This is a genomic window from Gallibacterium salpingitidis, from assembly GCF_001678495.1.
Lineage (GTDB): Bacteria > Pseudomonadota > Gammaproteobacteria > Enterobacterales > Pasteurellaceae > Gallibacterium > Gallibacterium salpingitidis.
In genome coordinates this window covers 15,295-34,822 of sequence record NZ_JTJL01000009.1, presented here as the reverse complement: position 1 = coordinate 34,822, position 19,528 = coordinate 15,295, and the positions used below count along the sequence as shown (strand labels likewise).

15 protein-coding genes and 2 CRISPR repeat arrays are annotated in these 19,528 nt (G+C 37.3%); of the genes, 3 read left to right on the top strand and 12 right to left on the bottom strand.

Annotated features, from left to right (window positions below):
• The first annotated feature begins 79 nt into the window (after window positions 1-79).
• A complete protein-coding gene (gene fabA / locus QS62_RS02745) occupies window positions 80-625 on the top strand; it encodes a 3-hydroxyacyl-[acyl-carrier-protein] dehydratase FabA (protein ID WP_065234534.1) in 546 nt (181 codons plus the stop codon).
• 31 nt (window positions 626-656) lie between these two features.
• On the opposite strand, the gene ruvC is transcribed toward fabA, so the two are convergent.
• From ruvC to QS62_RS02710, 7 genes are all read right to left on the bottom strand, one after another.
• The gene (gene ruvC, locus QS62_RS02740) at window positions 657-1,229 is read right to left on the bottom strand and encodes a crossover junction endodeoxyribonuclease RuvC (protein WP_066105562.1); all 573 of its coding nucleotides are present in this window, start codon (window positions 1,227-1,229) and stop codon (window positions 657-659) included.
• Window positions 1,230-1,492: 263 nt separating this feature from the next.
• A complete protein-coding gene (locus tag QS62_RS02735; protein ID WP_066105559.1) occupies window positions 1,493-2,233 on the bottom strand; it encodes a YebC/PmpR family DNA-binding transcriptional regulator in 741 nt (246 codons plus the stop codon).
• 12 nt (window positions 2,234-2,245) lie between these two features.
• Window positions 2,246-2,698, bottom strand: a complete 453-nt coding sequence (gene nudB, locus QS62_RS02730; RefSeq protein WP_066105585.1) for a dihydroneopterin triphosphate diphosphatase — start codon at window positions 2,696-2,698, stop codon at window positions 2,246-2,248.
• Between the two features lie 3 nt (window positions 2,699-2,701).
• Window positions 2,702-3,598: an RsiV family protein gene (locus QS62_RS02725; RefSeq protein ID WP_066105556.1), complete on the bottom strand. Its 897-nt coding sequence runs from the start codon at window positions 3,596-3,598 to the stop codon at window positions 2,702-2,704.
• Between the two features lie 14 nt (window positions 3,599-3,612).
• Window positions 3,613-5,382 (bottom strand): aspartate--tRNA ligase, encoded by a 1,770-nt coding sequence (aspS, locus tag QS62_RS02720; protein ID WP_066105554.1) that lies wholly within the window; start codon window positions 5,380-5,382, stop codon window positions 3,613-3,615.
• A 145-nt stretch (window positions 5,383-5,527) separates the two neighbouring features.
• Window positions 5,528-6,253 (bottom strand): carboxy-S-adenosyl-L-methionine synthase CmoA, encoded by a 726-nt coding sequence (gene cmoA, locus QS62_RS02715; protein ID WP_066105553.1) that lies wholly within the window; start codon window positions 6,251-6,253, stop codon window positions 5,528-5,530.
• Window positions 6,254-6,521: 268 nt separating this feature from the next.
• Window positions 6,522-7,630: a CRISPR direct-repeat array (repeat unit 28 nt; unit sequence GATTCCTGCCGCATAGGCAGCTTAGAAA).
• A gap of 104 nt (window positions 7,631-7,734) precedes the next feature.
• Entirely contained in the window at window positions 7,735-8,655 is a 921-nt protein-coding gene (locus QS62_RS02710; RefSeq protein WP_066105550.1) for a LysR family transcriptional regulator, read from the bottom strand.
• Between the two features lie 207 nt (window positions 8,656-8,862).
• Between QS62_RS02710 and ilvD the strand changes: the two genes are divergently transcribed.
• Window positions 8,863-10,569, top strand: coding sequence for a dihydroxy-acid dehydratase (gene ilvD, locus QS62_RS02705; RefSeq protein ID WP_066105547.1), 1,707 nt, complete (start codon window positions 8,863-8,865; stop codon window positions 10,567-10,569).
• Between the two features lie 76 nt (window positions 10,570-10,645).
• Here the strand turns inward: ilvD and QS62_RS02700 are convergent, their stop codons facing one another.
• From QS62_RS02700 to QS62_RS02685, 4 genes are all read right to left on the bottom strand, one after another.
• Window positions 10,646-12,574 carry an LTA synthase family protein gene (locus tag QS62_RS02700; RefSeq protein ID WP_066105544.1) on the bottom strand — a complete coding sequence of 643 codons (1,929 nt, stop codon included), beginning with the start codon at window positions 12,572-12,574 and terminating at the stop codon, window positions 10,646-10,648.
• Window positions 12,575-12,674: 100 nt separating this feature from the next.
• Window positions 12,675-13,316, bottom strand: coding sequence for an MBL fold metallo-hydrolase (locus tag QS62_RS02695; protein WP_066105582.1), 642 nt, complete (start codon window positions 13,314-13,316; stop codon window positions 12,675-12,677).
• Between the two features lie 20 nt (window positions 13,317-13,336).
• Window positions 13,337-13,897, bottom strand: coding sequence for a YcbK family protein (locus QS62_RS02690; protein WP_066105541.1), 561 nt, complete (start codon window positions 13,895-13,897; stop codon window positions 13,337-13,339).
• Window positions 13,898-13,996: 99 nt separating this feature from the next.
• Window positions 13,997-15,400 carry a L,D-transpeptidase family protein gene (locus QS62_RS02685; RefSeq protein ID WP_066105538.1) on the bottom strand — a complete coding sequence of 468 codons (1,404 nt, stop codon included), beginning with the start codon at window positions 15,398-15,400 and terminating at the stop codon, window positions 13,997-13,999.
• Window positions 15,401-15,680: 280 nt separating this feature from the next.
• Window positions 15,681-16,368: a CRISPR direct-repeat array (repeat unit 28 nt; unit sequence GTTTACCGTCGCATAGATGGCTTAGAAA).
• Window positions 16,369-16,612: 244 nt separating this feature from the next.
• Between QS62_RS02685 and QS62_RS02680 the strand changes: the two genes are divergently transcribed.
• A complete protein-coding gene (locus tag QS62_RS02680) occupies window positions 16,613-18,151 on the top strand; it encodes a subtype B tannase (RefSeq protein ID WP_066105535.1) in 1,539 nt (512 codons plus the stop codon).
• Window positions 18,152-18,340: 189 nt separating this feature from the next.
• Here the strand turns inward: QS62_RS02680 and QS62_RS02675 are convergent, their stop codons facing one another.
• Window positions 18,341-19,510, bottom strand: coding sequence for an MFS transporter (locus QS62_RS02675; RefSeq protein WP_066105533.1), 1,170 nt, complete (start codon window positions 19,508-19,510; stop codon window positions 18,341-18,343).
• Window positions 19,511-19,528: the final 18 nt, after the last annotated feature.

The following is a 19,528-nucleotide window of genomic DNA, read 5'->3' as shown; positions in this document are numbered from 1 at the left end:
TTTTCCCTGCTAGAATAGCGAACATCTGTTTCGTATTTTTAATAGAATAATTTTTAACGCTCGCTTGGAGGAGAACAGTATGCCGAACAGTAGTTCACAAAAAAGAACATTCACCGCGCAAAAATCTTTTAGCTATGAAGATTTATTAGCATCAGGACGCGGTGAGTTATTTGGTGAAAAAGGCCCTCAACTACCTGCACCCTCAATGTTAATGATGGATCGTATTGTTGAAATGGATGAAACTAAAGGGCGTTATGGCAAGGGTTATATCGAAGCTGAATTAGATATTCGTCCTGACTTACCTTTCTTTGGTTGCCATTTTATCGGCGATCCGGTGATGCCGGGTTGCTTAGGATTAGACGCAATGTGGCAATTAGTTGGCTTTTTCTTAGGCTGGATCGGTGGCGAAGGTAAAGGTCGTGCTTTAGGTGTTGGTGAAGTGAAATTTACCGGACAAATCTTACCAACTTCAAAAAAAGTCATTTATCGTATTCATTTAAAACGTGTGATTAATCGTAAATTGATTATGGGATTAGCCGACGGTGAAGTAGAAGTTGATGGTCGTATTATTTATACCGCCACTGATTTAAAAGTAGGTTTATTCCAAGATACCACAATGTTTTAATCTCTATCAGAGCAGGCAAATTTGTCTGCTCTTATTTTTCCGCTTTTAGACGAAAACGCCCTCGACTATATCGTGTCCTTAATAAAGCAGCATTTCCAGTTAATTTTGATTGGCTAGTTTGCGCGACTTGCAAAGCGTGTTGCATCGTATGAGCATGAGTAATCGCAATCGCTAACGCATCCGCCGCATCGGCTTGTGGTGTTGCAGATAGGTTGAGAATTTTAGTTACCATATGCTGCACTTGTTTTTTGTCGGCAGATCCTATACCTACCACTGTTTGTTTTACTAATCTCGCTGCGTATTCAAAAACAGGTAATTGTTGATTGGTTGCAGCAACAATCGCTACACCGCGTGCTTGTCCTAATTTAAGCGCTGAATCAGCATTTTTCGCCATAAAGACTTGTTCAATGGCAAACATATCGGGCTGAAATTGAGTAACTATTTCTGTCACTCCAGCATAAATACGCTGTAAGCGCGTCGGTAAATCATCAACTTCAGTACGAATGACGCCACTGCCAAGATAAAACAGTTGTTTACCTTGTTGTTTAATCACGCCATATCCAGTTAAGCGTGAACCGGGGTCAATGCCAAGAATGATACTCATACTATTTGTCCAATTTATTTAAATGCACTGACATTAATACTTCACAAAGCAGATCCCCTCTTCAAGATTGAAGAGGGTTAGGGAGATTTGATTATTTATCCCCTTTTACCGCTTCTTTTCACTTAGAAAGTTCAGTGAGATAGATGGTTTAAATCCCCCAATCCCCTCTTTATTGCATTAAAAAGGCATTTTTCTATTCAAGAACTCTTTTTTAGTTATAGTAAAGGCGTCTTAAAGACGCCTTTCTATCTACAAAAATTCAATTATAGTAATGCTGCAACTTCGTCGCTGATATCACCATTGTGATATACGTTTTGCACATCATCACAATCTTCTAGCATATCAACTAAACGCATCAATTTTGGTGCAGTATCTGCATCTAATTGTGCTGAAGTAGATGGAATCATCGTAACTTCTGCTTCATTAATTTTGAAACCAGCTGCTTCGATCGCTTCACGCACTGCACTTAACTCTTCCCATGCAGTATAAACTTCAAAGCTACCGTCATCTTGCGGTTGAACATCATCTGCACCCGCTTCGATTGCTGCTTCCATTAATGCATCTTCATCAGCTTCATTCACTAAAATTAAGCCTTTACGAGTAAATAAATATGCCACAGAACCGTCTGTTCCTAAGTTACCACCACATTTGGTGAAAGCATGACGCACTTCAGATACAGTACGTTTACGGTTATCTGTCAAGCATTCAACAATCACTGCTGTACCACCTGGGCCATAACCTTCGTAAACGATAGATTCCATATTGGTATCATCACCGCCGCCAGCACCACGTTGAATAGCGCGGTTAATAGTGTCGCGAGTCATATTGTTTGAAAGCGCTTTATCAACTGCAGCACGCAAACGAGGGTTTGAACCAACGTCCGCTCCACCCATTTTCGCTGCTGTTACTAACTCACGAATTAATTTAGTAAAAATTTTCCCACGTTGTGCGTCTTGTGCCGCCTTACGGTGTTTAATATTAGCCCATTTACTGTGACCAGCCATGAAAAATCCTCTTTAATTTTCAATAGGTTGATGTATTACAAATTTTTCTATCGCTTGCGCGTTATTCCACGATTTTGTCATCTTTACTGCTGTTTCTGCTTCTACCCAACGATAAGCGGAATGTTCAGTTAAAACGACAGAACACTCTTCCGCTAGCGGTAAAGTAAACCAATATTCGTGACAATGCGTTACATTCGGGGCATAACGCTCACGAAATTGTGCAAAGATTTCAAAATCAACTTCATAGTGGCAATCTTGAAGCATCGTTGGCAAAGCAGAAATATCTAGTTGGAGTTCCTCAAATACTTCTCGTTTTGCCGCCTGTGCCGGCGTTTCGCCCATTTCTAAACTACCTGAAACAGATTGCCAAAAATCCTGATCATCTTTACGTTGCAGCATTAATACTCGTTTAGTATCAGTACAATAAACTACAACCAAAACTGATTCAGGGTGTTTATATTTCATCATTTACTCAGAAATAATCGTTTTTGTTGTATTAAATAAAAATTCAGGTTTTACAATATCTATTAATCGTTCATAAGGAATTAATAGTTGAATTTCACCTTCTGCATAAGAACCTAACATATAAGGCGGATAACTCGATAAAATTCCACTATAAGTGAAAGTAAAATTATCTGTTGGTTCAGCTTCCCAGCCCATATCTAAACGCTCTTGCAACAATTGCTCTGCTTTGTCTTGATCTTGCTCATTTTCCATTGATGCCAAATACTCAAGATACGCTTCCCGCAATAGATTTTTAAACTCACGTCTTTGGTTTGGTTGCAGCACATCATCAATATGCAATACTTTTTTTGTTTTTAAATCAAAATTAGTAAAGTGTGTTGCATAAACCCCATGCGCTCCGCCAGCATAATGGTAGAAATAATCAGTAAACATTGCTACCTGTTGGTTTTGTGCGATAAAGCGCGGTTTATACTCTAATGAAAAACCATAAGGTGCATATTCAGCATCTTTAAATAGCGCTGCAACATCTGCAACATAGGTCTTTTTCAATTCCGCTAGTGGCAATTTATCCCATTCAGCTTGGATCTTTGCCGTTTCTTCTTTTGAAAGTTCGAAATTATTTACTGTTAACAGCTTGCGCGCTTCATTTTGAAAATATTGATTAATCCAATCAACATTAGTTTCTAAGCTTTGTACATCGAGTTGATAACAACGATCATTGGCAAAACATTTTTCTTCTTGTAAAAAAGTAACTGGTTTACTGCTAACTAAAGGTAACGGCGCTGGTGCTTCCACTTTTTGTTGTTGAGCTACAGCCGCAGGCTTAGCTACCTTTTCTTCTTTACAAGCAAATAGGGCTAAACCACTTAAGCAGAGTGCGCCCCATTTATATACTTTCATTTCTTCCTCTTTAACTACTCTTTTGTTTTAGTGACTTGAATAGCTAATTCTTGTAATGCTTGTGCATTGGCAAAATTTGGTGCTTCTGTCATTAAACATGCCGCAGCTGTTGTTTTCGGGAATGCGATTACATCACGAATGTTGTCTGTACCAGTTAATAGCATTGTTAGACGATCCAAACCAAATGCCAAACCTGCGTGCGGTGGTGTACCAAACTTCAATGCGTCAAGTAAGAAACCAAATTTTTCATATTGTTCTTGTTCATTGATACCTAGAATACGGAAAACAGTTTGTTGCATTTTTGGATCAAAAATACGTACAGAACCACCACCTACTTCATAACCATTGATCACCATATCATATGCATTCGCTACTGCATTCGCTGGTGATTGTTCTAGCTCTTCTGGTGAAACGTGTGCTGGTGAAGTAAATGGATGGTGCATTGCTGCTAAACCGCCTTCGCCATCTTCTTCAAACATTGGGAAATCAATCACCCATAATGGCGCCCATTGATCTAATTGGGTTAAACCGCAATCACGACCTAGTTTCAAACGTAATGCACCCATTGCATCAGTCACCACTTTGTAACTATCTGCACCAAAGAAGATAATATCTCCAGTTTGTGCTTGAACACGCTCTAACACTGCTTTTAAAGTCGCTTCTGAGAAGAATTTCGCAATTGGACTTTGTACGCCTTCCATACCCGCGTTGATGTCATTAATCTTCATCCACGCTAAACCTTTCGCACCATAAATACCAACAAATTGAGTATATTCATCAATTTGTTTACGAGTAATATGAGAACCGTTTGGTACACGAATCGCAGCAATACGACCTTTCGGATCATTCGCTGGGCCGCTAAACACTTTAAAATCAATTTCTTTTAATAAGTCAGCCACATCCACCATTTCTAATGGGTTACGTAAATCCGGTTTATCTGAACCAAAACGACGCATTGCTTCTGCATAGGTCATTACTGGGAATTTACCAAGATCCACACCTAAAATTTCTAACCATAACCCATGGATCATCTCTTCCATAATCGCACGTACTTCTGGCGCTGTGAGGAATGAAGTTTCCACATCGATTTGGGTAAATTCTGGTTGACGATCGGCACGTAAATCTTCATCGCGGAAACATTTAACGATTTGATAATAGCGATCAAAACCTGACATCATCAGCAATTGTTTGAAAAGTTGTGGTGATTGTGGCAAAGCGTAGAATTTACCTTTATGCACACGACTCGGTACTAAATAATCGCGTGCACCTTCTGGTGTTGCTTTAGTTAGCATTGGGGTTTCAATATCAAGGAAACCATGGCTATCCATATAACGACGCACATAGCTAGTAATTTTAGCTCTTGTTTTTAAACGTTGCGCCATTTCTGGACGACGTAAATCTAAATAGCGGTATTTTAAACGTTGTTCTTCAGTATTATTTTGGTTGAAATCAAGTGGTAAGACATCGGCAGCGTTATAAATTAAAACATCTGTTGCTGAAACTTCAACTTCCCCTGTCGCCATATTTTTATTGATTTGGTTCTCTGGGCGAGCAATCACTTTTCCTTTAATTTGAATACAATATTCACTACGTAAATTTGCTGCTTTTTCAAATGCTTGTTTATTTTGTGGATCAATAAATACTTGAACAATTCCTTCACGATCACGCATATCGATAAAAATTAAACCGCCTAAATCACGACGGCGGTGAACCCAACCACTAAGAGTAACTTCTTGACCAATATGACTGCGGTTTAATGCACCGCAATAATGTGAACGCATCATAATAATAAATCCTTGTTTTTAAATTAAGCTAAAAATTAACTCGGCGATTATAGCGAAAATCAAGCGCGGTTTGAATTGGATTAATACATTTAACCTAGAAAAGCACGAAAAAAGTTACTTATCTATGTTAAAAGAGGAAGTTCACTTATTTAATCGCTAACATTGAGCCAAAATTGAAGCATTGGAACCACATCTCAATATGCTGAAAACCAATTTCAGCTAACAATGTTTTTTGGCTGGCAATGCTGTCCGTTTTCATGACATTTTCCAACGCGGTACGTTTTTGGCTAACTTCTAATTCACTGTAACCATTAGCGCGCTTAAAGGTATGGTGTAAATCAATTTGTAATTCATTGATCACACTATCTTCAAAGCGATATTTTTCCGATAACACCAAAATACCACCAGCATTTAGCCCTTGATAAATTTTTGTTAGTAAAGCTCGTCTATCCGCTGGTGGAATAAATTGTAAGGTGAAATTTAGCACTACCATTGACGCATTTTCGATAGCAATATCACGAATATCAGCACATAAAATTTCAACAGGAATGTCACTATGATATGCAGCCAAATGTTGTCGGCAGCGTTGAACCATAGGTTCGGAGTTATCAATTCCATAAATTTTAACCCCGTCACAATGTAGATTACGGCGAATTGATAAGGTTGCTGCACCACGAGAACAACCTAAGTCATAGACATTTGTTTGCGGTTGTACAAAACGTTCCGCCAACATACCGATTGCAGTAATAATATTGGAATAGCCTGGAATAGAACGTTGAATCATATCAGGAAAAACTTCGGCTACTCGTTCATCAAAGGTAAAGTCACCCAATTTCTCAATGGGTGCTGAGAAAATCATATCTTTGGCCATGATTATTTGTGTTGAATTGAAAAAAAGGTGAGTATTATACAAAAATGTTCAATTTTTAAAAACTATTCTCCAATCCCACAAACTTGTTTAAAGTTGATATTTATCTGATAATTATCAGCACAATATCCCTATTTAACTACCCTTTTATTTCTAATAAAAATAACTTATTGATATTAAAAGATTTTTAAGACCTTACAAAAAAAGGGTTTTATAACCTTTATTAAGCTTAATCCTTGTCACACTTATATTTATACCATATTATGTTCTAGATTCCTGCCGCATAGGCAGCTTAGAAATATGAACGTAAACAGCAACGCTTACGGAATCTGATTCCTGCCGCATAGGCAGCTTAGAAAAATCTATATCACCTAAATCAATCTCACCAATTGATTCCTGCCGCATAGGCAGCTTAGAAAACATTTACTGTTAGCCACGTCCAAATGGCAGTGATTCCTGCCGCATAGGCAGCTTAGAAATTACGGTTTGCAATTGTGGGCGTTATTAAAACGATTCCTGCCGCATAGGCAGCTTAGAAATAAAAATGTTGTAAGAAAGAGAATAACTGTAAGATTCCTGCCGCATAGGCAGCTTAGAAATGATGCGTACGTTTTTGTTTATGAGTCTGGTAGATTCCTGCCGCATAGGCAGCTTAGAAAAAACTGTTTCAACAAATGCTTGTGAATCTACTGATTCCTGCCGCATAGGCAGCTTAGAAATTAAATCAGTCTTTACTAAAGTCTAAACCTAAGATTCCTGCCGCATAGGCAGCTTAGAAATACTCGATTAATTACAATTTCTGTAATTTCTTGATTCCTGCCGCATAGGCAGCTTAGAAAGTTGTCGCAATTTCTTTACTTGCTTCACGGGTGATTCCTGCCGCATAGGCAGCTTAGAAATGTAAACTGATCTTTCGCTTCCATTTGGTCGAAGATTCCTGCCGCATAGGCAGCTTAGAAATACTTGTACCGCTTTTGGGCGAATATAAAGATGATTCCTGCCGCATAGGCAGCTTAGAAAAACAACAGCAAAGCTGTCGCCATAATCAATATGATTCCTGCCGCATAGGCAGCTTAGAAAACCAATCGGGAATGAAAAGCACTCTGAATATTGATTCCTGCCGCATAGGCAGCTTAGAAAAGAAGAAAAACCTCAACCAAAAGATGAGGGAAGATTCCTGCCGCATAGGCAGCTTAGAAATGAAAACACAGCCGTATGTAATGAATATACAAGATTCCTGCCGCATAGACAGCTTAGAAAAAGGGGGATTGTTTACTCTTGCATCTACAGCCGATTCCTGCCGCATAGGCAGCTTAGAAAACCACCGCTGGGAATGTATCAGATAATTGCACGATTCCTGCCGCATAGGCAGCTTAGAACAAATGGCTGTAATAGAAAATTAAATAAATATTACTAACTTATCCAAGTTATATATAAGCTTACTATCTTTATTTACTCTGTTGCAATCCTTCTATTGAATACCATTAAATAATATCTCTCTTACCTAATAAAGTTTGCCAATAGCGACTACTTAAAGCGATAAAAGTTTTAGCAGCTTCGGTTAAATAAGCATTTTTCTTATATACAGACATAATCTGCCAACTTGGACGTCCTTGTAAAGGAAATAACTCAATATTAGCTTGTGGTGTAATGACATTACTTTTAGGCACAATGCTAAAACAAAAACCTGCTCCCACAGCCTCTAATAATGTATGAATACGGGCAGATTCTAACAAAATATATGGAACAAATTCATTTTTCTGAAATAGATCCGTTAAGCATCGATAAAGTGTTGAATCTTTAGAGATCATCGCTAGTGGCAATTCTTTACTTAAACTACGTAATGTTACCCAATCTATAAATTTCAATTTATAACGAGAAGCATAAATTTTTGGTAAAACCAATACAAATTCTTCATCACAAATATATTGATACATAAAATTTTCCTGTTGTGATGGCAACAACGTCACAAAACCAATATCTAATTGTCCTTGTTCCAATAAACGATGTTGTTCTTTCACTGAAGTTTCAATAAGTTTGATCGTCAACCTTGGATACTGCTGATGAAAAATTGTATAAATATGATTAAACACTGCTCCACCACGTTCTGGTGGAAAACCAATGGCTAAGCTGCCTGTTTCAGCATCGCGCAAATCTTGTAAACGACGATAAGTATTCTGTTTGATTTGCAAAATTTGACGAGCTCCTTCTAAATAAACTATTCCTGCTTCTGTCGGTATCCAACCATTTCTATCACGTAAAAAAAGTGGCTGACCCAAATTTCGTTCCAAATTCAAAATTTGCTGATTTAACGCAGAGGGTGTGAGATAAATTTTTTCTGCAGCTCTCGTTAAATTTCCTTCTTCAGCAATTTTGAGAATATATTCGATCTCTTTTATATTCATATTCTTGTCTCACTCCCTCTTAAACAGTAATTATCTTCATAACACTTCATTAAGTTGTATTTAATTTATACATTTATGTAGAAAAACTAAATGAACTCTTAAAAAGACTAAATTTACTTAAGTATATAAGCTGCCGTATAGTACAAACAAGCAAAATTTTAACTTGTTAGCTCACACACCTTATGACGGACACCTGGAGGATTATCAATGAAAGAATATGAAAAAGCATTTCAAATTAAAGATGAAAGCTATCGTAGCAGCACTTTAACTAATGGTTTAGGCAAATCAGGGCAACGCGCTTTATTATATGCTACCGGTATGGATGAAGAAGATCTAAAAAAACCATTCGTCGCAGTAATTGGATCTTTTAGTGAAATGGTACCTGGGCATGTTCATCTAAGAGAATTAGCTGAGTATGTGAAACAAGGTATTGCAGAAGCTGGTGGTGTACCACGCCATTCCGAAACGATCGCAATTTGTGATGGTTTATGTCAAGGGCATAAAGGTATGTGTTATCCATTAGCAAGTCGGGATCTTATTACTGATTCAATTGAAATGGTTGTTGAAGCTCATCATTTTGATGCTATGGTGTTATTGCCTGGTTGCGACAAAATTATACCAGGTATGTTAATGGCAGCAGCCCGCTTAAATATTCCAACAATTATTGTACCAGGCGGCCCAATGCTGCCAGGTAATGTAGGAGGCAATCCTCTCTTCTGTTCCAGTGAATTACGTGAGTATCCTGGTCGCGTTGAGGCTGGTATTATGACAGTAGATGAAATGAAAGAAGCTGAAAAATCTGCATTACCAACAGTAGGTAGTTGTGCACATTTAGGTACTGCCAATTCTATGTGTATGCTTACAGAAGTTTTAGGAATGGCATTAGAAGGCGCAGGTACTGCTCCAGCTGTATCAAATAAACGGAAAAGACTAGCAAAAGCCTCAGGACGCCAAGTAATGGAATTATTACGACAAAACATTAAACCTCGCGATATTTTAACGCGAGAAACACTTTTAAATGGTATTGCTGGCGCTATGGCTACAGGTTCTTCTACTAATTTAGTTCTTCATTTAATGGCAATTGCACACGAAGCAGAAGTATCTCTTTCTTTACAAGATTTTGATCGTATTAGTCGTGAAATTCCATTTATCTGTAATCTACAACCTTCTGGAAAATATCCTATCGTTTCACTAGATGCTAGTGGTGGTATCCCCGCTGTACTCAAAATGATTGAAACTAAACTCCACACAAATAGCCTAACTGTTACCGGCAAAACAGTAAAAGAAAATTTAGCTTCCGTTAAAGCAGTTGCAGATGATGTTTTACGTACTATGGATAATCCTCAAAAAGAGGATGGCGGTATTGGAATTTTATATGGTAATTTGGCCCCTCGTGGCGCAGTAGTTAAAAAATCAGGTGTAAAACCATCCATGTATTATTTTAAAGGTAAAGCTCGCGTTTTTAATTCTATGGAAGAAGCTGATGCAGCAATTAGTAGTGATAGTATCGAAAAAGGTACTGTAATAGTTATCCGTTATGAAGGGCCTAAAGGTGGGCCTGGTATGCGTGAAATGCTTTCTACTACTGCCCTTATTATGGGTCGTGGTATGGATGATGATTGTGCCATTATTACTGATGGCCGTTTTTCTGGCGCAACTCATGGTCCATGTATTGGACATATTTCACCAGAAGCAGCAGCCGGAGGACCAATAGCTTTTGTACAAGATGGTGATGAAATTGAAATAGACATCAATCAACGTAAACTTAGTATTGCTGTTAGTGATGAAGAAATGGCCGCTAGAAAAATTGGTTGGCAGCCTTTATATAAAGAACGTAAACCAGCATTAGCAAAATATGCCAGTATGGTAAGTTCGGCAGATACAGGCGCCATTATTGATGTAAAAAATCTATAAATATCATTTGCCATAGTTTAGCTACAAAAAGACCTCGCCATACTAGATGGCGAGGTCAATTATTTAATTTTATTGTTTATTTTTCCGGTAAACGATACAAACGATTTTTATATAAATAACTGCCCCACAATGCATAGGTTAGTGCTTGTTGTTTCATCTCCTCTGGCACTGATGCAGGTTGTAAGTTTTTCTTCACACTATCATAAGTAAAACCTTGTGGTTGTGTATCTGGTTGTAAAATTACCACTTGATTTTTCTCATTCATCAATGCCATTGATTTATCAAACTGCATTAATGCACGATTCGGACTATATTTGGTTAAATCAAAACCTAACATTGGGTATTCAGCATCAATTCCCATCAATGATAACAAGGTTGGCGGCATATCAATTTGGCTCACCAAACGATCATCAGTTTTTGGTGCAATACCATCACCAATGATTAATGCTGGAATATGGAAATGCGTAATTGGCACCAAAGAAGCGCCTGCTACACGAGAATCGTGATCTGCAATCACCAAGAAAATTGTATCTTTCCAATAATCTGATTGTTTTGCACGTTTAAAAAATTCCCCAATCGCAAAATCAGCATATTTCGCGGCATTATTGCGTGTTGCTTTTGGTTGCTCATACAATTCGATTTTATTGTCTGGAAATTCAAACGGATCGTGATTACTTGAACTAAAGACTAAACTAAAGAATGGTGTTCCTTGTTGATGCAACTGACGAAATTCTTGATCAGCACGAATAAAGAGATCTTCATCAGAAACACCCCAAGTTCCTTTGAAACTTGGATTTGGATAATCTTTTTCATCAATAATATATTTAAAACCATTACCGTAGAAGAAGTTCGCCATATTATCAAAGTGTTTTTCGCCACCATAGATAAATGATGTGTGATAACCTCTGCGTGCTAATAAATCTGCTATAGTAAAGAAATTATTTTGGCTGTTAGTTAATTTCACCACAGCACGCGCCGGCGTTGGCGTAAAACCGGTAACCACCGCTTCGATACCTCGTACTGAGCGTGTACCCGTTGCATAAAGATTTTCAAACCACCAACCTTCTTTACTCAATTGATCTAAATTAGGTGATAAAGGTAATCCTCCTAATGCTCCGATAAATTGCGCACCTAAACTCTCTTCCAGAATAATCACTAAATTTTTTGGTTTGCCTCGATAGGTTGCTGGATTATTACTTAATAATGGAATATCACCTTTCACATAATCCGTTTCTGGACGTGGATGTAATTGTTTTAAGGTCGCTAACATTTGTTCCGGTTCTAAGCGTCCATAAATTTCTGATGAATCTTCTTCATGTCGCATCTGACGCATCGCAAACATCACTGAATAGCCGGAATTCAATACCAATGAATTAATTAATGGATCAGAAGAGAATGCCACCATTGCTGGATTAATCCCACGATGAGCAAAGGTTGATCTTGCACCAATAAACACTAATGCTGCCACTAAAACTGCCACTACTGGTCGATACAACCAACTTCCAGCATTGGCATCACGTACCACATAACCTGATAATTTCCAGTAACCCCAAATAGCAAATCCAGTAATTAACACTGAAGCAATCATAGCGAACAGATGCCCTTTGGCCAGCATCGTAAAGACTTCTTTAGGATTAACCAAATATTCTACAAACAAGCGATTTGGTCGGAAATCATATGTGCTGATGAATTCTGGTGTTGCCAATTCCATAAACAAGATAAAAACTGAACCCGCAGTTAAAGCTACGCGCAGAATAATTCTAAACACAGAACCAAATTGACTTTTATCTAAAAAAAGTGCTGATAAGAGGGCAAATAAACCAAATAACCAACAAAGCGATACGATATCCATGCGGATACCTTGTACTAATAACGGAAACCATCCATCTACCGCATCAACACGTTCTTTTTGCCAGAGAGCTAAACCAATACGACTTCCAGATAGGATAATTAAGTTTAATATAAAAAAATAAAAGACTGGATAAAGGGAGAAAACCCGGAACATAATAACCTCAAATACTCATCTTCCTGATATCTATTAAAAAAGAAACCTCCGATAACTGGAGCAGCTATTAGAGGTTTATCAATATAAAGAGTTCATTTATTTAGTCGATATTTTGTGCATTTAAAAAAGGATTTTGTCTTTTTTCATCTGCTATCGTTGTCAATAAACCATGACCAGGCACAATTTGCATATCATCGGCTAATGGCCATAGTTTTGTCTTAATGCTATTAATTAATTGTGAAAAATCACCGCCAGGAAAATCGGTACGCCCAATACTACGACGGAATAATACATCCCCCGTAAAAGCAATATTCTCTTCTTGATTAATAAAACCGATATGGCCTGGAGTATGGCCCGGCAAGTGTAATACTGAAAAAGAGAGAGCACCAAACTGTACTGTTTCACATTCCTCTAACCAACGATCTGGTGTTAAAGGGGCACAATAGGGTAAGCCAAATTGTTCAGCTTGTTGTGGCAACCCTTGTAGCCAATAGTGATCAGCTTTATGCGGGCCAATAATCTCAAGATTAAATTCTCTTTTCAGTTTCGCTGCCCCACCCACATGATCAAGATGACCATGAGTCAATAAGATCATTTTAGGTTTCAGTTCATTTTCATTAATAAAATTAATGATTCTCTCTGCATCACCGCCGGGATCAATAATGGCAGCATTTTTTTCATCGTCCCAAATCACAGAACAATTTTGTTGAAATGGGGTAACTGGAATTATTTGTACGTTCATCATTATTGTATTGTGTTTAATCAGCTTCCACGCCAAGTACGATTAGGGCCTGTATCTACGTGCACAAAATTACTGCGCGGATAATAGCCAACCCCACCATTATTCAAAGATTGCGCTACTTTGCGCACATTATCTAATGAAACATTCGTAATACGGAAATCTATTGCTTGGCCTCTCATATGGTAACTATTGCTGGCCACGCCTTTACTACGACGATGCATTGCCGCATTCGTTGCCGGTGAACGATAACCACAAATTACAGAAATTTCACATGAACGCAAACCTAGACGTGATTGAATTTGATAGAGTTTAGTAAATAAACGAGGATCCATGTTATGGACCAAATTACTGCGTCGATCACGCATTAAATAATTGAGTTTTTGTAGATCTGATTTAGCTAATCCCTTACCAGGAGCAAATGGAGAACTTAATTTTTCACCAGTATTGATATTCTTAAAATGTAGGATCTTTGGTGCTGCAGTAGATAACACTGCAAATGCAGAATTTGCCACCAATGAACTACCTAACATAATACCGCCCAACGATAGCCATCTACGGCGAGATTGATCAATATTGCCCATTTCCTTGTTTCCTATTGGTAAGTGATTTATCAGAGAGGTCAACAGAAAGGCTATTGCATAAACAATAGCCTCCAGGATTATACCGATTTTTTTCTCAGATTAAAGTAAATATTGTTGTAAAAGCGTTTTGTTAGTTTCTTCTAATGTTAATTTCTTATCATAGCCATAAATATCTGAAACTGTATGTAGATGACCTTGCGCATCCGCCCACGCTGTTACATAGTAGAGATAGACTGGATTACTAGATTGAATTGGCACCGATGTTGTTTTACGACTTTTCAACACTTGTGCTTTTTTATCTAATGTCCAACCTGACTCTGTCAATAACAATGTCGCCAATTCATCCGATTTATTCACTCGCACACAACCTGAGCTAATTGCTCGATTTTTATTATTAAATAAACGGTGATTTGGCGTGTCATGCAGATAAATTGCATCAGAACTTGGCATATTAAATTTAAAGTTACCTAATGCACTATCGCCACCTGGCGCTTGACGCAAACGGTATGGGAAACGCTTCGCTGTCATATTATCCCAGTCAATAGTATAAGGATCGATAGTATTCCCTTTACTATCAATAATCGTATAACCATTACGATAGATATAACTTGGATCTTTACGTACTTTTGGAATGAGATCTTCATTAATTAAACGAACAGGCGTATTCCATGGTGGATTCACCACAATATTGCTTAATTTACTACTCATTACTGGTGTTTTTCGTGCTTGTTTACCCACAATCACTTTTGAATCTAGCACCTCTTCGCCATTACGATAATAATGTAGATGATACGTTGGTATATTGACGAAAATTCCAGTATGGAAATCAGGAATAAAACGTAAACGTTGCAAGTTTATTGCTAATTTTGCCAAAGTCGCATTATCTAATGTTTGTTGTTGTAATCCAGTTAAAATCGCTTGCAATGTATGCGTATAACGTTGATTTGGTTGATTATATTTTTGTACAAATGCTAATAATTGTTGTTGATCAACAGCCGATAACCATGCCGAAATCACCTCATCTTGTGGTAATTTTGCGCTATATCGATAGCTATCATATAACCAATTTTGCGCATTATTCGCCACATTAGTGACATAATTTAAGTAATTCAACCAACTATCTGTAATCAAGATATCTGCCGCCAAGCTATTTGCATCCAATTGGCTTAATTGTGCTAATTGCTCTTTTACATCCTTAGAAATATCAGTTAAACCTAATAAAGCATAATCACGCAAAAACAATTGTTTTGCTTCTGCATTTTGCCAAATTGGTGCGAAATCACGTGCAGTATAAATTTCTGCGAGTTTTTCCGGGAAAACTAACTTTATTCCTTGGGTAACTTGTTGTAATTTTTCTAAATTTGCTGGTTGCTGAACCTGTACAGCGGCAACCTGATCAGTGGTTTGATTTTGTGATACATTTACGGATTCTTCTGCAAAACTTGATTCCATCATAATTGCAGAACATAAAATTGTGGTTAAGACATGTTTTTTTTGCAACATATTAACCTCCTCTTCGCTTAGTTCTTTAAGTTATTAAAATAGTTATAATTATGTGACATTATAAATTAAGCCAATTGCCATTTCATCCTTTTTCACGAAAAGTGATAACGAATAGAGTGCTATCTTATTTATACAAATGATTTTATTTTACCCTTTTTTAGTCCAAGAAAATAACTTATTGATTTAACAATGTTTTTATTATCTTAGAAAAAATAGGGTAAATGGCTAAATTTTTATGTCATAGCTTGCTATTTCAGGAATGACGATATATTTTAATGAAGTTTACCGTCGCATAGATGGCTTAGAAATTGAGCTTGTGCAATCGCTTTATTTACGGCTTGTTTACCGTCGCATAGATGGCTTAGAAATGTATCTTTACTGTCGCCAGGTTTCGGTTTTTGTTTACCGTCGCATAGATGGCTTAGAAATGGAACACCAAATCCTTGTTCAATATTAACTTGTTTACCGTCGCATAGATGGCTTAGAAATATTTCAAAGAATTCAATAGAACAATTCTGAAGTTTACCGTCGCATAGATGGCTTAGAAAACGTGCCGTCTGACAGGTGCCAGCTGGCGAATGTTTACCGTCGCATAGATGGCTTAGAAAAATAAAGATGTTTTAGCTGGTCAGTTTTATACGTTTACCGTCGCATAGATGGCTTAGAAAGCTTATTATTAGAGAGGCGCCGATTGCAGGGAGTTTACCGTCGCATAGATGGCTTAGAAAGCCGTGCTGAAATACTGCATGAATGGGCTAACGTTTACCGTCGCATAGATGGCTTAGAAACTTTAATTAATACTTTGCAATGAGGGCTGATTGTTTACCGTCGCATAGATGGCTTAGAAAAAAAACTCAAGCAAGCGGTTGATAAAGCAAAAGTTTACCGTCGCATAGATGGCTTAGAAAATTTTGCTTGTTTCTCACTTAAATTGAGAATTGTTTACCGTCGCATAGATGGCTTAGAAAAATCAAAGATTACCTCTTTTGTGATTTCACTGGTTTACCGTCACATAGATAGTTTGCGCAGTGCTAAATAATTTTAGTTCCAAAACAACATCACTTACCGCAGCATAGCCGGACGTATTTCTTTAGGTACATAAGAATAAATTATCTTTTTTTCTGATAATATCTATCATTAAATACAATTCGTCTTTTTCACCTATCTTTATACAATAAATCTTTATATTTCTTTATTTAGGTAGGAGCCAAAATGAAATTCAATCTATTAACCGGCCTCATTATTGCCGCATCCAATCTTACAGCAAACTATGTCTTTGCTGATAATTCTGATCCCTTAGCACACCTTCCTTATTTCAATAAAACATCATCAGGTTATCAATTGACATTTGAAGGCAACCATTATCGTACAATCGAAACTGACGTTAATGGTAAAAAAATCAAATTTAGAGCATTTGAAAAAATTGTTTATGTACAACATCCTATAGAGCCAGAATATCAAACCATTAACTTTTATGTTCCAGAAGACTATTTTCATAATAAGGCTATACAGGGTTTTACATCTCAAACAGCACCTATTTTCTTACCAAATAGTGTCGGCGGTTATCTACCTGCCAAAGCAGCTACTTATGATACTAAAGGCTTTTCTCAGCAAAAAAAACAGCCGAATGCAATTGTTACAGCCCTATCCAAAGGTTATGTTGTAGCTACTGTTGGTGCACGTGGACGAACTTTACAACAAAATAAAACTTACACAGGTAAAGCGCCTGCCGCCATTGTAGATCTAAAAGCCGCTGTCCGTTATCTCCATTTCAATGATGCAAGAATGCCCGGCGATGCAAATAAAATCATTTCTAATGGTACTAGCGCTGGTGGAGCTTTATCTGCTTTATTGGGAGCAAGCGGAGATAATACGGACTACTCTGCTTATCTAAATCAGCTTGGTGCTGCCAATGCCAGTGACGCTATTTTTGCTGTATCAGCTTATTGCCCCATCACCAATCTAGAACATGCAGATAGCGCTTACGAATGGGAATTTAATGGTTTAAATCAATATAGTCATCTCGACATGAGTAAATTAAATGCTACTTCATTTAATGATCGCTCTCAACCATTGCCTAAATTAGAAGGCACACTTAATGCTGAGCAAATTAAAACATCAAATGAATTAAAACAGCAGTTTCCTGCTTATATAAATCAACTTCAATTAAAAGATCAAAAAGGTAATACATTAACATTAGATTCTAACGGTAATGGCTCATTTAAAGAGTATATAAAATCTGTTATTGTTCGTGCTGCTAATAAAGCTATATCTAATGGTGCAGATCTTTCCAATATCAGCTGGATAAAAATGCAAAATCATCAAGTGATCGATATTGATTGGAATGGTTACATCCATTCAGAAAAACGCATGAAATCTCCACCTGCTTTTGATGCCTTTGACCTTAGTTCTGGTGAAAACAATTTATTTGGTACTAACAATATAGATAATAGACATTTCACTACCTATTCACTACAGCACTCAACACAGCCTAGTGAAATGGCTGATCCTCAGATAATCAAATTAATGAATGTAATGAATTATATTAATAATCCAAAATCTGCACATTATTGGCGTATTCGTGTCGGAACAGCTGATCGTGATACTTCTCATGCAATTGGCGCTATCCTGGCTATAAAATTAAGTATGTCTGGGAAACAGGTAAATTATGAAACCCCCTGGGGAATTCCACATTCAGGTGATTATGATTTAGATGAGTTGTTTCAATGGATAGACAGCATTACAAAATGAACCTATAAATAAAATTAAAGTGGTTTAGCATTTCCAGCAAAACCACTTTTTTATCTTAATCACAATACTTTAATACCCAACATAATAGGTAAAATTTTAACGATTACAATTGCTCTTATTCAAACAATTAAACTTGATATTATACATTACTCTGTAATAACCCTAACTACTCTTTGTAAGTTGCTAGTATTACCGCTTTCTCATTCCCCAAATACATATTGGAATAAAACTTAATAAGAAAATTGAACCGATAATAACGCTGCCCCACGAAAAATGGCGCCATAAGAAGATAAGATAGAACCCCACCATACTAGAACCAAAATAGTAAAATGATAGGTATAATGCCGACGCCAATGCTCTAGCTTGTTGTGCTTGTTTACCTACCCAACCACTTGCCAACGCGTGTGTGGTAAAAAAACCAATACTACAAATCAACAACGCCATAATAATTAGCGGTAATGATGAAGCCATCAAAGCCAATACCCCAATTAACAATACACACCAGCCAAGAAACATACCGCGTAACGCTGAATAACGTTGAGTTAATTTTCCTGTTAGACTTGCTGCGAATGTACCGCTAAGGTAACACAAAAAAAGTAACGAAACTTGTGTTGTTGAAAAATAGTAAGGTTCATTAATTAGCCGTAAGCTCACCACCGAATAGAGATTAATAAAAACCCCAAAACCTAATCCGCCAATAAAATAGGTACGCCACAATTTCGGATTACGAATATGACCACACAAATTTTTGCGCAAATTATTGAATTGTAATGTTTGCAATTGGAAATGCTGCTCTTTTGGTAAGCAATAAATAATCAGAAATACGCCAATTATCGCCAAGAAACCGCAAAACAACATCGGCATATTTAAACCAAAGTGATCGGCTAAGAATCCACCTAATAACCGCCCTGAAATACCGCCTAATGAATTAGCGGCAATATAGGAGCCTACGACTGAAGCAATCGATCTCGGTTCAAACTCTTCACTAATATAAGCAATCGCCACTGCGGGTAAGCCACCTAAAGCCACACCTTGCGCAACTCTAAAGAAAATCCATGCGCCGACTGAATCAACAAAATATAAAATAATACCGATAATGGCCGTTATACCAAGGCTAATTTGCATCATTAAGCGTCGCCCAAAACGATCCGCAAATAATGCCCAAGGAATTAAACTCAAACTAAGTCCAAGCGACGCCCCCGCAAAAATCCAGTTCGCGATAGTAATAGAAACTTGATATTGTTTAGCAAAATCCGCCAAGATTGGCTGAGCTGAATAGAGGTTACAGAAGACGAGAAATGAAGAGAATGCTAACGCAAAACTCGCTAAATAAAACTCTCTGGAACGAAGCGTAATCATTGATTTTATACAAATGAA

Coding starts and splice junctions, on each gene's coding strand:
- QS62_RS02725 (WP_066105556.1), bottom strand. CDS start 3,598: ATGAAAGTATATAAATGGGGCGCACTCTGCTTAAGTGGTTTAGCCCTA.
- QS62_RS02675 (WP_066105533.1), bottom strand. CDS start 19,510: ATGATTACGCTTCGTTCCAGAGAGTTTTATTTAGCGAGTTTTGCGTTA.
- cmoA (WP_066105553.1), bottom strand. CDS start 6,253: ATGGCCAAAGATATGATTTTCTCAGCACCCATTGAGAAATTGGGTGAC.
- QS62_RS02695 (WP_066105582.1), bottom strand. CDS start 13,316: ATGAACGTACAAATAATTCCAGTTACCCCATTTCAACAAAATTGTTCT.
- QS62_RS02735 (WP_066105559.1), bottom strand. CDS start 2,233: ATGGCTGGTCACAGTAAATGGGCTAATATTAAACACCGTAAGGCGGCA.
- aspS (WP_066105554.1), bottom strand. CDS start 5,382: ATGATGCGTTCACATTATTGCGGTGCATTAAACCGCAGTCATATTGGT.
- QS62_RS02690 (WP_066105541.1), bottom strand. CDS start 13,897: ATGGGCAATATTGATCAATCTCGCCGTAGATGGCTATCGTTGGGCGGT.
- fabA (WP_065234534.1), top strand. CDS start 80: ATGCCGAACAGTAGTTCACAAAAAAGAACATTCACCGCGCAAAAATCT.
- ruvC (WP_066105562.1), bottom strand. CDS start 1,229: ATGAGTATCATTCTTGGCATTGACCCCGGTTCACGCTTAACTGGATAT.
- QS62_RS02680 (WP_066105535.1), top strand. CDS start 16,613: ATGAAATTCAATCTATTAACCGGCCTCATTATTGCCGCATCCAATCTT.
- QS62_RS02710 (WP_066105550.1), bottom strand. CDS start 8,655: ATGAATATAAAAGAGATCGAATATATTCTCAAAATTGCTGAAGAAGGA.
- ilvD (WP_066105547.1), top strand. CDS start 8,863: ATGAAAGAATATGAAAAAGCATTTCAAATTAAAGATGAAAGCTATCGT.
- QS62_RS02700 (WP_066105544.1), bottom strand. CDS start 12,574: ATGTTCCGGGTTTTCTCCCTTTATCCAGTCTTTTATTTTTTTATATTA.
- QS62_RS02685 (WP_066105538.1), bottom strand. CDS start 15,400: ATGTTGCAAAAAAAACATGTCTTAACCACAATTTTATGTTCTGCAATT.
- nudB (WP_066105585.1), bottom strand. CDS start 2,698: ATGAAATATAAACACCCTGAATCAGTTTTGGTTGTAGTTTATTGTACT.